The organism is Clostridium sp. CTA-7 (assembly GCF_054768095.1).
The window spans coordinates 63,589-77,782 of the sequence record NZ_BAAAAV010000002.1 but is presented as its reverse complement, the minus strand read 5'-3'; the positions used below and the strand labels follow the sequence as shown (position 1 = coordinate 77,782).

13 protein-coding genes are annotated in these 14,194 nt (G+C 26.1%); 3 read left to right on the top strand and 10 right to left on the bottom strand.

Annotated elements, in window-relative coordinates; translation table 11 throughout:
- Positions 1–6 precede the first annotated feature (6 nt).
- Together rpsA and ACYUEX_RS03370 are read right to left on the bottom strand one after the other, a co-directional pair.
- Positions 7–1,155, bottom strand: a complete 1,149-nt coding sequence (gene rpsA / locus ACYUEX_RS03375; protein WP_460286570.1) for a 30S ribosomal protein S1 — start codon at positions 1,153–1,155, stop codon at positions 7–9.
- 476 nt (positions 1,156–1,631) lie between these two features.
- Complete coding sequence (locus ACYUEX_RS03370; protein WP_460286569.1) at positions 1,632–2,384, bottom strand: hypothetical protein; 753 nt, start codon at positions 2,382–2,384, stop codon at positions 1,632–1,634.
- A gap of 67 nt (positions 2,385–2,451) precedes the next feature.
- Here ACYUEX_RS03370 and ACYUEX_RS03365 point away from each other — a divergent pair, with 67 nt between their 5' ends.
- The 3 genes from ACYUEX_RS03365 to ACYUEX_RS03355 are packed head-to-tail and all read left to right on the top strand — an operon-like array spanning position 2,452 to position 3,924.
- Complete coding sequence (locus tag ACYUEX_RS03365; protein ID WP_460286568.1) at positions 2,452–2,598, top strand: hypothetical protein; 147 nt, start codon at positions 2,452–2,454, stop codon at positions 2,596–2,598.
- 16 nt (positions 2,599–2,614) lie between these two features.
- The gene (locus ACYUEX_RS03360) at positions 2,615–3,268 is read left to right on the top strand and encodes a PspA/IM30 family protein (protein WP_411168946.1); all 654 of its coding nucleotides are present in this window, start codon (positions 2,615–2,617) and stop codon (positions 3,266–3,268) included.
- Positions 3,269–3,276: 8 nt separating this feature from the next.
- Positions 3,277–3,924 (top strand): DUF1292 domain-containing protein, encoded by a 648-nt coding sequence (locus ACYUEX_RS03355; protein WP_460286567.1) that lies wholly within the window; start codon positions 3,277–3,279, stop codon positions 3,922–3,924.
- Between the two features lie 53 nt (positions 3,925–3,977).
- Here ACYUEX_RS03355 and yaaA read toward each other — a convergent pair whose 3' ends face one another.
- The 8 genes from yaaA to ACYUEX_RS03315 all read right to left on the bottom strand — a co-directional run bounded on the left by yaaA (position 3,978) and on the right by ACYUEX_RS03315 (position 14,186).
- Positions 3,978–4,742, bottom strand: coding sequence for a peroxide stress protein YaaA (gene yaaA / locus ACYUEX_RS03350; RefSeq protein WP_460286566.1), 765 nt, complete (start codon positions 4,740–4,742; stop codon positions 3,978–3,980).
- Positions 4,743–4,767: 25 nt separating this feature from the next.
- Positions 4,768–5,184 carry a CBS domain-containing protein gene (locus tag ACYUEX_RS03345; RefSeq protein WP_411168949.1) on the bottom strand — a complete coding sequence of 139 codons (417 nt, stop codon included), beginning with the start codon at positions 5,182–5,184 and terminating at the stop codon, positions 4,768–4,770.
- A 115-nt stretch (positions 5,185–5,299) separates the two neighbouring features.
- A complete protein-coding gene (locus ACYUEX_RS03340) occupies positions 5,300–6,193 on the bottom strand; it encodes a 3'-5' exonuclease (protein ID WP_460286565.1) in 894 nt (297 codons plus the stop codon).
- A 134-nt stretch (positions 6,194–6,327) separates the two neighbouring features.
- Entirely contained in the window at positions 6,328–8,130 is a 1,803-nt protein-coding gene (locus ACYUEX_RS03335; protein ID WP_460286564.1) for a MutS-related protein, read from the bottom strand.
- A gap of 225 nt (positions 8,131–8,355) precedes the next feature.
- On the bottom strand, positions 8,356–9,285 hold the full coding sequence (locus ACYUEX_RS03330) for a metal ABC transporter substrate-binding protein (RefSeq protein ID WP_460286563.1): 930 nt from the start codon (positions 9,283–9,285) through the stop codon (positions 8,356–8,358).
- A 76-nt stretch (positions 9,286–9,361) separates the two neighbouring features.
- The gene (locus ACYUEX_RS03325) at positions 9,362–12,106 is read right to left on the bottom strand and encodes an ATP-binding protein (RefSeq protein WP_460286562.1); all 2,745 of its coding nucleotides are present in this window, start codon (positions 12,104–12,106) and stop codon (positions 9,362–9,364) included.
- Complete coding sequence (locus ACYUEX_RS03320) at positions 12,093–13,223, bottom strand: metallophosphoesterase family protein (protein WP_460286561.1); 1,131 nt, start codon at positions 13,221–13,223, stop codon at positions 12,093–12,095. Before ACYUEX_RS03320 ends, ACYUEX_RS03325 begins: the two co-directional genes overlap by 14 nt.
- A gap of 183 nt (positions 13,224–13,406) precedes the next feature.
- Positions 13,407–14,186 carry a DUF4097 family beta strand repeat-containing protein gene (locus tag ACYUEX_RS03315; protein ID WP_460286560.1) on the bottom strand — a complete coding sequence of 260 codons (780 nt, stop codon included), beginning with the start codon at positions 14,184–14,186 and terminating at the stop codon, positions 13,407–13,409.
- Between the last annotated feature and the right edge of the window lie 8 nt (positions 14,187–14,194).

The following is a 14,194-nucleotide window of genomic DNA, read 5'->3' as shown; positions in this document are numbered from 1 at the left end:
AATTCTTTATTTTTCAAATAATCCTTTAAATAAGTCCCCTAAGGATACGCCTTCATCTGAATCATTATATTGTAAGTATTCCTTTGATTTTTCTTCCGCATCTTTTATAGTTAATGATATTTTTTTATTAGCCTTATCAACATCTAAAACTTTAACTTTTATATTTTGTCCTAGTTTTAATACATCTGATGGTTTAGCTATGTTTTCTTCTGATATTTCATTTATATGAGCTAACCCTTCCACTCCAGGAAATAACTCTACAAATGCTCCAAAGTTAAGGAATTTAACAACTTTGCCTTCTAAAATTTCTCCTATTTTTAAGTTTGCTCCATTTGTCTCCCATGGATCTTTATCTATGTCTTTTAATATTAAAGATACTCTTTGATTTTTACTATCTACTTCTCCAATAAATACTTCAACTTTATCGCCTACATTAACTATATCTTCCGCTCTGTGTACTCTGCCCCAAGATAAGTCATTTAAATGAATTAAGCCAGTTATTCCTCCAATATCAACTATTGCTCCAGCTCTAATTATTTTTTTAACTACTCCAGTTCTCTTTTCTCCTGATTTAACTGATTTCCATAACTCTTTTTTCTTATTTTCATATATAGCATCTTCTAAAACTCTCTTTGATGCAACTATTCTTCTTGATTTAAAATCTAACTCTATAATTCTAACTTCTATTTCTTTTCCTACTAATGTACTTAGCTCTATTCTTTCTCTTGAAGCTAATGAAGCTGGTATAAATATTCTTATATTTCCGTAGTAAGAAACTAATCCACCCTTAACTTCTTCCTTAACATATACAGTTATGTTTTCTTCATTATTAAAAGCTTTTTCAATCTCTTCTTTTTCAGCTATTTCTAAAGCTCTTATTCTTGAAAGCTTAACATATCCCTCTCCATCATTAGGTGATAAAACATATACTTTTATTTTATCTCCTTTACTTACGACTTCCATTGGATTTTTATCAGTATTAGTTAAATCCCCCTTAGAAATAATTCCATCGAATGCATAGTTGATATTTACCATAACTTCTTTATCATTAACATCGATTACTTCACCAGATAAAATATCTCCTGTACTTATTCTTTTAACATCGAAATCTTTTAATAAATCCCCCATTGTTTCTTCAAAATTTTGATTTGTCATGTATTTCACTCCTTAAAATTGTTGTATCATAAATTAATTTTAGAATAATATGATATTGATTACAAGTATTTAAGATTATTAATATTTTGATAATTAAATATAGCATTACTATTATTGAATTTAAATATGCTATAATTAAGTATATTATTAAATTAAGTAGTTTAGAAAATACTATTTAAGGGTTATGTATTAACTCTTAATAAGTTTAATATTATCCTTAAATGTAAGTATAATTACGATTTCAAAAGCAAATGTAAGTTTTAAGAGATATTTCTTATTTTTTTACCCAAATTTGCCTTTAAATCAGTTTTGAGGAATTACATTTTTTACTATAATATATAAATACAATCTTTATTCTTGGAGGTGACATATATAAAAAAGAATAATACAAAACTAATATTTACCTTAATTTTAACTTTTGTTTTTCTAACTTCTAGTTTTCTAATTGATACAATATCTATTTTTGATAATGTTACTCATGGAGAGATAACTGTATCTGCTAAACCTACAAGTTCTGGAGGGTCCAAATCTAGCTCTAGCTCTAAATCTAGTTCCAGTACTTCTAAGTCTAGTGGTGGAAAATCAAATGTTTCAAACTCTTTTAAAAGTGGATCTTTTAGTAATGGGTCTAGTAGTTCTAAAACAAGTAATTCTAGTAGTTCTACTAGTTCTAAAACAAGTGATAACAAAGCTAATACTAAAAGTTCAGATTCAAAATCTACTTCATCAAGTGGATATAAGAGTGGTTCATTTAGCAATGTAGATAAAGGAAAATCTGGATCTTCTAAAAACTTCTCATCCGGTTCATTTAGCACTAATGATAATGAGAAAAAAGAAGTATCAGCTAAACCTACAAGTTCTGGAGGATCCAAGTCTAGCTCTAGCTCTAAATCTAGTTCTAGCTCTAAATCTAGCTCCAGCACTTCTAAGTCTAGTGGTGGAAAATCAAATGTTTCAAACTCTTTTAAAAGTGGATCTTTTAGTAATGGATCTAGTAGTTCTAAAACAAGTAATTCTAGTAGCTCTACTAGTTCTAAAACAAGTGATAACAAAACTGATACTAAAAGTTCAGATTCAAAGTCTACTTCATCAAGTGGATATAAGAGTGGTTCATTTAGCGATGTAGATAAAGGAAAATCTGGATCTTCTAAAAACTTCTCATCTGGTTCATTCAGCACTACTGATAATGAGAAGAAAGATAGTTCAGATAGTTCTTCAAATGAAAACAAAAGCACCCAAGATAAAGATTATAAGAACACAACAAGTAGTTATGGTGGTGGATCATCTTTTGGTGAAATGGCCTATGGTTTATCTGCTATGAGACATTTTGGCTTTGGCAGAGGGGGAACTGGTTTCTCTTTTAGATCAATATTTACCGTAGCACTAATCTTTATAATTATAGTTGTTGTAGTAAAGGTTTATTTAAAAAATAGAAAATATTAATTTTAGGAGGATCATTATGGGTATTTTTACAAGAATGTCAAATATGTTTAAATCAAAAGTTAATTCTACTTTAGACGAAATGGAAAATCCAATAGAATTACTAGATCAAAAAGTTAGGGATATGGAAAAACAACTTAACTCAGCTAAATTAAACTCTGCTCAAATAATCGGTAATGCACATGAAATAAAAAAGAAAATGGAAGCTTCACAATTAGAAGTAAAAGATTTTGATGATAAAGTTAAGTTAGCTCTTTCTAAAAATAATGAAGACTTAGCTAAAAGAGCTTTAGCAAAGAAAATTGAAGCTGAAAAGAAATATGAAAGCTTAAAATCTAGTTATGAAACTGCAAGAAGCCAAGCTGATGCAATTAAGAAAAATCTTGCTGAATTAGAATCAGAAATTGAAAAAACAAGAAATTATAGAGATGAAGCTGCTGCTAGATATAGTAATGCACAAGCTACGCAAAAGGTTAATGAAGTTCTTGCTAATGTTCAAACAAAATCAAACTCCATCGAAATTGATAGCATAGAAAGAAAAATTCAAAAACATGAAGCCTTAGCTAACGGATTAGGTGAGCTTAAAGATGTTGATACATTTGATAGTGAATTTGAAGCTTTAGATACTGTTGATTTAGATTTAGAACTTGAAAAATATAAAAACTTAAATTAGGTGATTAAATGTCAAATACTATTGATTTTATAAATAAGGAAAAGGATAGCATTGGAAAAGTTTATACTGATATAACATATGCAATAAGTGAAGTCAGTCCTTTTCTTGATGAAAGTATCTTAAGAAAAAGAAAGTATTATTCTAAGCTCCCTATTTTAAAGAAGTATATGGAAATGTTAAATGATGAAGAGTATTCTGCTAGAAATAAAAAATTTAGCTTCTTTAAAAAAGATGACACCATATTAAATTTAACAGACTATAAACAAAATAACCTTGAGGCATTTAATCAGTTTAGCAATTGTTCCAAATGCTCATGTTTAAATTGCATAAAAGAATGTAAATTTAAAAGTTGCAGTGGTTGTAGATTTAACTCATATATAAAAAATTGTGATAAATCTAAATTAAATGTTAGGTCCCATAAAGATTTCATTTTAGATTTAACTAATAATAATACAGGTAAAGCAAGTAGATATAAAGTTTTAGCCACATTAGAAAACTGTGAAGATGATAGATTATATATAGTCTTAGAAAACATTCAAGATTCTAATGATAAATTCATCTTATATTACTACCCTGGAATTTCATCAGATGAATTTGGTGAAATAACCGATGAAAATGAGTTTAATCTTATTGTCGAAACTTATGAACAAGCTTAAAAAATATACCCCACCTAAAAAGGCGGGGTATATTTTTTAATTTATTAAGTTAATTATCTTGTAAATACAAGTTCTTTCTCTGTAGATAACTCTTCATTATATTGATATCCATCTAAGTCAAATTTTTTAATCTCTTGAATATCTTCTATTTCATTTTGAATTATATATCTAGTCATCATGCCTCTAGCTTTCTTTGCATTTAAAGATATTATCTTGTACTTATCTCCTCTAAACTCTTTAAATATAGGAGTAACTACATTTACTTCTTGACTTTTAGTTAAACCTTCAATAGCTTTAAAATACTCTTGTGATGCTAAATTTATTAAAGTTTTATTTTTATGAGTATTTAGCTCCTGTAAAATGCTTTCTTCTAAAGTATCGCCCCAAAACTCATATAAATCCTTAAAATTATTTACAGATAGCTTTGTTCCCATTTCTAATCTGTATTCACTAATACCATCAAAAGGTCTTAATACTCCGTATAATCCAGATAGAATTCTTAAATGATCATCTGCATAAAAAAGTTCTGAATGTGATAAACTTCCTACATCCATCCCTCTATATACATCTCCCCTAAAAGCCAATAATGCTTGTTTGGAAGTTTCTAAATTAGTTGTCCATTTTTCAAATCTCTCTTTATTTAATACTGCTAGTTTACTGCTTATTTTCATAAGCTTTTCTAAAGAATAGCTATCAAAATTAGTAAGTTCCTTCATTATCTTCTTGGATTTTTCTAAAAATCTTGGTTCATTCATTGGTAAGTTATTATCTTTTTCTTCAAAATCTAAAGTTTTTGCAGGAGAAATAACTATTATCATAACCAATCCTCCTTTATATTTAAAATTATACTATTTTCTTTTTTATCATTTCACCATAGCAATAATTAATTATATCACTTCTTTTTATTATACCAATAAATATTCCTTCATCATCTACTACTGGTACAAAATTTTGGTTTGTAGAAAGTGAAATTAAACTTTCTACATCTGAATTTATTGAAACACTCTTATGTTTTCTTTTTCTTGGAATATCTATAATTTTTACATTTTCTGTATTTTTAAAATTTAAATCAGGTGTACTTTTAAGTTTCCAAAGCAAATCACCTTCAGTAAGCGTTCCTACGTATTTTCCCTCTTTATCTATTAAAGGAATAGCTGTATATCCATGATGTTCCATTCTCTCTATAACTTGTCTCATAGTTGCATCTAAATATTCATATATAACTTCATTTTTAGGTGTTAAAAAAAATGCTATATTCATATTTTATCATTCTCCCATACATCAAATTTAAAACTCGATCACATATACATTTTATCATAATTATAATGTAATTGTTTTAAAATTTTAATTATTTAATAGTTTATTAATTTATGATCTACTTTTCCATCCTATAGCTATAATTCATATATTCTACCTCATTAATAATTGTAGAAATTTCCTTGTAAACTTCTTCACCTGTAAAAGTCTTTTTTATTATCACTTCATTAATAACCTTATTATTGCATTTTGGGCATTTTCCTATTGAAACAAATCTCCATTTTATAGGTCTTAAATTGTATTCAATTTGTAAATCAATATTGCACTTTGGACATTTTTCTTTAATCTTATTTACATCTAGCTCATATTCTTCTAAGTTCTTAACATCTACTGCTGGCATATTATAAATATCTTTTATAATATAGTTTTTTAATACTCTTGAGTTATATATTCTTTTAAAAACAAGGGAAGTATATATAGCATCATTTAACGCATCATGCAATTTATCATTATCAACTTTTATTTTCAACTCTTCAAGAGCATTTTTCAAGCTTAAAGACTTCTTTTTAGCTAATATCTTAGTTGAATATTCTTGTATATCCAGATAATTTTTTAACCAGTTTAAATTATCATATTTATGATATATTGCATTATTTATTATTTCTATAATATCATCCTTCGCCCATGAGCAAATAATATCTCCCTCATCTATAAGAGTAGCTAACTGTTCTATACCATCCTGAAATGTTACTCCATTTTCTAAATCACTTTCTTTTATATTTGTAATTTCAGATATTTTGGGATTTAATACAGTAATTAAAGATGGTTTAATATATGTTTTGAATTCTTCCATTGGTTTCATATAGTTGTCTAGTTTTATCGCACCTATTTCTATTATCTCGTTATCTAGTTCTAGACTCTTTAAATTTGGATATTCCTTAAATATATTTGGATAATACTTATGTATTCCTTCTAAATTATTAAATTCTAAATCAATTATTATAAACGCCATTGATATACCCCTCAATCAATTATACTCATAGGTATATTATGCCATTTTTCTTGATACTTTTCACTATAAAATGGGATTTTTACTTGAATAAATTTAAAAAGAAAGAGTAGCAAGACTTTGCTACTTTCACTTTTCTAGTTATCATTAAAATCAATACCAGCTAGCTTCATTAAATGAACTGCATTTTGAGTCCTACTTCTTCCTTCTCTTAGTTTGTAATCAAATTTTATATTATTTTCCTTATAATACTCTTGAAAATTATAGTTTTTTAACCAAACCTTTGTTTTCTCTAAATCACATAATTCTAAATCATGGGTTGATACAATCCCTACAGATTTATTATTTACTAATTGATTTATAAGAACCTTTGCTCCTTCATGCCTATCTTTTGAGTTAGTTCCTTTAAATATTTCATCTAATAAGAAAAATACCTTTTCCCCTTTTTTTGCTGCTTCTATAAGTATTTTTATTCTTAGTATTTCAGCATAAAATGATGATATACTTTCTTCTAAATTATCCTTTGTTCTCATACATGTGTATATACTAAAAATTCCACAACTAAAGCTTTCGCTATAAGTTGGAGCACCTATATAACTTAATAGTAAATTTAATCCTATAGTTCTTAAGAATGTACTTTTTCCTGACATATTTGAACCTGTAATTAATGCTACCTTTGCCTGTGAATCTAATTTAAAACTATTTACAACAGCTTTTTTTCCTAGCATAGGATGACCTATATCTATTCCTTCTATTATATTACTATTACTTATTGTAGGATAACTCCATTCCTTAAAGTCAAATGTAATATTAGCTATACTTGACAATGCTTCAATTTCTCCCATTATATTAAGCCAATTTTCTAAATTTTTTCCATTTTCTCTTTTCCATTGTTCTAAATTTCTTAATATAAAGATATCAGATAATACTGTTACATTTAATAATAGATAGTATGCATTAGATGAGCTGTCACCTAACCAATCAACTAATCTTTTAAGAGCTTTCATTTTCTCAACACAACTTTGACTTTCAATACTATTTAACTTTGATTTTAATTCATTTAAAAGTTTAGAATCAAAATTTTCTTGATTTATTAATATTAATAAATTTGTGTATGCTTCTATGTCTTTTTTATGTTTATCAAATAACTTTATTACTGGTACTAAATCCTTTGTAAGTATTTTTACAACAAGATAGTTAATCATGAATATTAATATCAGATAACTTATTGGTAATATTCTTAAAATTACTAATAATGAAGAGATCATAGTAAGTCCTATAAATAAATATGGAACTATTTCAAATGCTTTATTTATATTTCCACTTGTCTTTGCCCACTTTAAAAGATCATCTATATCTTTTGATCCACTTTTTTTAAGAGTTGACTTAACTTCTAACCTTTGTCTCCACTCAACTTTATCTCCTAGTTCTTTAATTGCCTCTTGTTTTTTTAATATATCATCTTTACTAGGAGTCCTTTTCAAGCCTAGCATCTCATATAATTTTATTCTACCAAATTTGGTTTTAGTTGAATTTATCATTTGAAAAAGAGAGTTTCTGCCAAATACATCTAAATCATTTATAAAGGCATGTTTATCATCTATAAACTCTTCTCCATTGTCTTCTTTATCTTTAAAACTTCCATTTATTCTAGAAACTCCAGTCTCATTTACTTTTACATATACTTCACATTCTTTTTTCTTATTTATTTTTCTATTATGATAATAGGCCACTAAAATAAATATTGTCACGAATATACATATGGATAAAATTAAATAAATAATATTTTCTTTTCTATAAAAATAATAAGAAGTTATAGCTACCATTATAACTATAATTAATCTTAAAATAGAAAATTTAGATATATCACCATTTAACTCTTTTATATCTTTATTATATTTTTCTATTTGTTCTTCATAAAACTCTAAAGCTTTGCTCATATTTACACCACCCTTATTCCATTATTTTACCACATGAAAATATATTTAATCTAATGAAAATATATTTAATCTAATTGAAAAGTATGGATAGTAATTTTCTTTACTCTGTCACTTCGCTCCAAGTCCCATAAAACTACTATCCACACTTAAGGTTACTAAAGTAGAAATTTTATAATTTTCTATACTATAAAAAGAGTAGAATTAAATCCACTCTTTTAAATGTTATTATTTTTTTAATGAGTTATATATAGTATCTAAATTATATTTCATACCTTCTAAATAACTCTTATCATCTTCTTTAGTTTCAAGACTATATATTTTTTCTACCTTTGCTCCAACTTCTTTTGCTAAAGTCTCTGATTCTTTTGAACTTGCTGCTGACTCGTTAAATACTACTTTAACATTATTCTCTCTGCAATACTTTATAAGAGATTCTAAGTTTTTAGGCGTTAACTCTCCTTCTCCAAATACATCTGCTATACTTTTTTGAGTTAATCCAAAATCTCTACATAAATAAGCAAAGGCCGCATGTCCAGTAACAAAATCCTTATTTTTTAATTCTGAAAACTTATTTCTATATTCAGCTTGAAGAGTACTGAAATCTTCTTTTAATTTTTGATAATTTTTTTCATAGTATTCTTTGTTTTTTTGGTCTATTTCAACTAAAGCATTTTTTATATTTTCTGCTTCCTTTGTTGCGCCCTCTAAACTTAACCAAACATGAGGATCTTTTCCTCCATGATTATGTTCTTCTTCTCCATGTTCATCACTATGTAAATCTTCTTCTGATGTATTTATAAAATCTATACCTTGGCTTGCTTCCACTACCTTTATGTTTTTTCCCTCTATAGTTCCTAAAACAGAATCAATCCATTCTTCCATTCCAAGTCCGTTATATATAAACATATCAGTGTTTATTAAGTCCTTTAAATCCTTTGGCTTAGGATCAAAGCTATGTGCATCACTTCCATTAGGGATTATTGAAAACACCTCTACTTTGTCTCCCCCTATAGCTTCTGTGAAATCCTTAAGAGGACTTATAGTAACCCCAACTCTTAATTTTTCTCCATTATCATTATTCCCTTTATTTATACATCCAGAAAAGGAAAGTATAACTCCTAGTATAAGAGTTACAGCTAATAACTTTTTCTTCATTCTTCCACCTCTTCTTGCAAATGATTCGCATTATTTACTGATATAATTCTATACTCTTATACTATTATTGTCAATACTACAAATAAATATAATTACTTTCTATATTTTTATTTATTAATATACTTTCCTCTCTTCTTTGGCATGTAAATATTATTAGTTGTTTAAATTTGCATCTAACTATTAAATCAATTGCTTTTTCCGTTCTATTATCATCATATTGAATAAATGCATCATCTAATATAACTGGAAATTCTATATCTTTATATATCATATATATAAAAGCTAATCTTAACGATAGGTATAGTTGATCATTAGCTCCATTGCTTAATATACCACCAGGTAATACCTCTGTCCCCTTCCTTACTTTCATCTCATATGAATCCGAAACCATGACATCATCATAATTTTCGGCTGTTAACTCCTTAAAATAACTTATAACATTAGAGTTTAAAATATTTCCGAAATTTCCCCTAACTTCTCTTAAAGCTTCATTCATTTTTTCTATAGCTAATTCTATTGCTTTCAGTTTAATCTCAAGTTTATTAATATTTTCTTTAACCTCTTCTATATCTTCTTCAATTTGTGGTATAAATCTTTTTCCTATAAACCTATTATTTATATCATTTTCTACATCTTTTATAGTCTTTTCAGCTTCAATTAATTCATTTGATTTCAATGATACTTGTTTATCTATCTCTTCTTCTGAAGAATAAGTATAATTTATATTTTCATTTATTATATCTTTTAAGTCTTCTTTTATTGTTTCTATATCCTTATCTTTAGTTAATGCTTTATAGGTTTCTTCTATGCTTTTTAAACTTCTTATTATTTCATGCCTTTGATTTATTTTTTCTTTCAGATCTAGTAATTTTTCTTCTAAACTAAATAAACCTATATCTTCTAAACCAATAAATTCTAGCTTTTCCCTAATTCTTTTTTCTCTTATAGCCAGTTCTTTTTCTAATTTTTTTATTGACTCTTCTTCCTTTTCTATATCTATTTTTATTGATAAAATTTCTTTACTAACTTTTTCATATTCCGATAACATACATATTACTTGATTTACATCTGATGTTTGAGCTAAATCTAATATGTGATTTATATACTCCTCATTAATTCTATAATTATTTTTTATAGCCTTTATATCTATTAAGGATAATTGAATTTCTTTTTCATTTATTTTTATATTTTGCTTTTCTTCGTATAAAGTAAATTCATCAAAAAGTTTTATCTTTCTAATAAAATCTTCATATGAAGTTGCCCCTACTACCTTTGTATATCTAAATATTTCTTTTTCAATTTCATTTATAGCTTCTTCTAATTTATCTATGCTAAATATATTACTATTTAATTTGCCAGTAGACTTTTTTGCTATTTTTAGAGTTATGAATTTGAAGATTAAAAATATTAATAGACTAAATAAAGGTATTATTAAAAGTAAGTTATTTTTAATAATAGTTAATGTTAATAAAATAGATACTATAGCAATGAAAATATTTATATACTTATATCTATTATCAGTTTTATTACTAATATTTTCATCCTTTGAACTATGTGAATAATGTTCAACTTTAAACTTAAGCTCTTTTAATTTGTCTTCGTATTTTTCTAATAGATTCCCAACTTCTTCTCTTATTTCATTAAACTTTATTGAACTTCCTATAAATTCTTTCTTTTTTTGTATATCATTCTTTATTATATTTATATCATCGACTAAAGAATCATGGCTTTTTATTTTCTCATTTAAAGTTTCCTGCTCCATAACAGATTTTATAAATTTATTTTTATCTTCAATAGATAAATCATCTATAAAAAATATATCCTTAAACTCATTTTTCTTTATTATATAAATCTCTTTACTATTAATTAATTTTTCTTCTGCTTCCTTATACATGTCTAGGATACTAAGATATAAGGAATTTTCGTCTTTTATATCATTTAATAATCCTTCATCTATTACTCCATTTTTTGAGGAAATACTCTCCTCAATGTATCTTTCTTTCTTTATTAGTTCCTCTCTCTTCTTTAAATACTCAGTTATTTCTTCATATTCCTTTTGAAGCTTTATTTTTTTCATATATTTCTTATATATATCTAAATTTTTAAGTTCTTTTCTTAACTCTTCTCTTTTTTCTTTTAAGTTTATTAATCTTTGTTCTTTTTCTATGTTATCTTCCGATAGTTTATATCCTTCATATCTTTCTTCAATTAATGAATTATATTTATTTCTAAGTAAATCTAATTCCCCTGTTTTCCTTGAAGTAGTTAGAGACTTCTTTATAACTTCTAATTTTTCTAAAGCCTTTTGTACTGATACCTTTTCTTCTCCACTTCCTAATAGATTAGCAGCTTTATCTATTATTTCTTCTTCCTTATCTTTAGATATGGATACTCCTAATTGACCTATAAATAAGGTTTTTACAAAAGTTGATGAGTTTACATTAAAAAAATATTTTCCTGGTTCATCATTTGGTATATTTAAAACTACTTCCCCTGATTCTGCATCTAAAACTTCTGCTATATCTTCTTTTTTAGTTGTTCCAAAGCTTCTTCTTATAATATATTTTCTTCCATTATGAAAAACATATAGTTCTCCTCTTATTTTATCCCCATCGATAGGCATGTATCTAACTCTATCATTATTTTTAATATCTCTACGCCTTTTAGAATTCATTCCATATAACCAAATTCTTATAAAGTTTTGAATTGTACTTTTTCCCTTTTCATTTTCACCATATATTAAATTTATTCCATCAGTTAAATCTATTATTTTATCCTTTAACCCAGCAAAAGATATTATATGTATTTTATTTATAATCATTTAAATTCACTTCCTCATCAGATAGGCATTGTATTCCTATTTTCAAAGCCATTTTTACAATTTCATCGTCATAATTATCATCCTCTAATTTCTCTAGAAGTTTCTTTGCATAAACACCTTTAATTGAATAATCCTTTGATATTTTATCAAAATCTAATTTAACTTCTGTATTATCTACTATTTTTACAAAATAAAAGTAATCTTTTACTTTTTCAAGTATCACATTTTCATTTAATTTTATGTATGATTCTATTTCTCCTTTTAAAATAATTTTATATAAATTGTTATTTCTTTCTTCTTTATTTATAGAGACTAGTATTTTATCTTTAATTTCCTCGTAGCTAATAGAATTACTTATATCAATCTCTATTACATAGTAATTTCTTTTAGATGTTTTAATAAACCTCAAGTCTACAGTTTCTTTGGATACTTCCCCAACTATTACTCCTTTATCTCCAAGTTCATCGAATCCTCTTCCTTGTGGACATCCTGAATATGCATAACAAGTATTTTTTTCTCTTAATATACCACTGTAATTATGTCTATGTCCTATTGCTATGTAATCTAATTTACTATTTTCTATATCCCTTAAAGTTATTGGATTATACTCATTTCCTTCATCATTATTAGATATGTCTCCATGAATAGTCATAATATTTATAAGCTTATCATCAACCTCTATATTTTTAAGCATACTTTTTTGGATATGATGGGAATTAAATGCTGCTCCCCATATAACTACACCTAAATTATCTAAAAATACTTTTTCAACATTTCCCTTAAAAATGTGTACATTACTAGGCCAATCTACCATTTTATAAAATGATTTTTCATTATATGGATCATGATTTCCTGGTGCTATAAATACTTTTATAGTATCTATTCTCTTTAATTGGTCTTTGATAAAAACTAATGTTTTCTTATTTACTGTTAAGTTATCAAAAATATCCCCAGTTAATAATAAAATATCAACACAATTATCTAAACATAAGCTAATTATTTTGCTAAATACCTCTAAAAGCTCTTCTTTGCTTATTAGTGATATTTCTTTATTTAAATCCTTAAATGGAGTATCAAAATGTAAATCTCCAGCTTGTAATATCTTAACTTTTTTCATATTATCACCTTTATTTTCAATATTTCAAACGAACTTTTGTTCTCATTTTATCATTTTTCTTTTGAATAGACAATAATAAAACGTATTATTGAGTTATTAACTATAACAAATTAAATTAATAAAATTTATATTTGTATTTATATTTTAAAATAAAAAATGCAGGTGATATTCACCTGCAAACAATTAGTTTGTTATATTTAATTCTCCAATTCCCATACTAACATCGAAAATGTACTTATTTTCTCCTGATGTCTTTGCAGTTACATTACTTTCTCCTAGTCCAGAACTTGTTTTTATATTTACTGGTGAATCAGGTGGAATACTTATTCTTGTACTCCCCATGCCACCATCAAATGTTAAGTTACCATTTATATTACCTAGCTTTATATTAATATCTCCGACTCCTGCATCAATAATTATTTCCCCAGTCTTCTCTTTTGTATCAATATCAACTTCTCCAACACCACTTTCTAAATCCAATCTATTAAATGATATATTACTCATACTTAATTTACCTACACCTGTTTCTACTTTCATATTATCAGCTTTTACATCATTTACTTTATATTCTCCAACTCCCAATGTAAGCTTTATATTTCCATTATAGCTATTGGGTATATTAATCTTTAAATTACTTGTTGTATCTTTCTTAATGCTTACACTTCTATTAGACCTTTCATTTATATCCAACTCACTAGAGTTTCTATCTACCGTTATTCCCTTAGATAAATTTCCTAGTACTCCAGAAATCTCTATATCTTTTCCTTCATAATATCTGATATCAACATTACTAACATCTATATTTATATTAAGATTATTTATTCCTTCTATAGACTCTATTTGATTTATACTTTTACCAGCATAATTACTTGACTTTCTACTTTCAACACCAAATTTTATGCTACATCCTGCTAGTATTGTACTTAGTGATAAAGCCAATAGTATTTTTACAACTTTTTTCATATTATTTC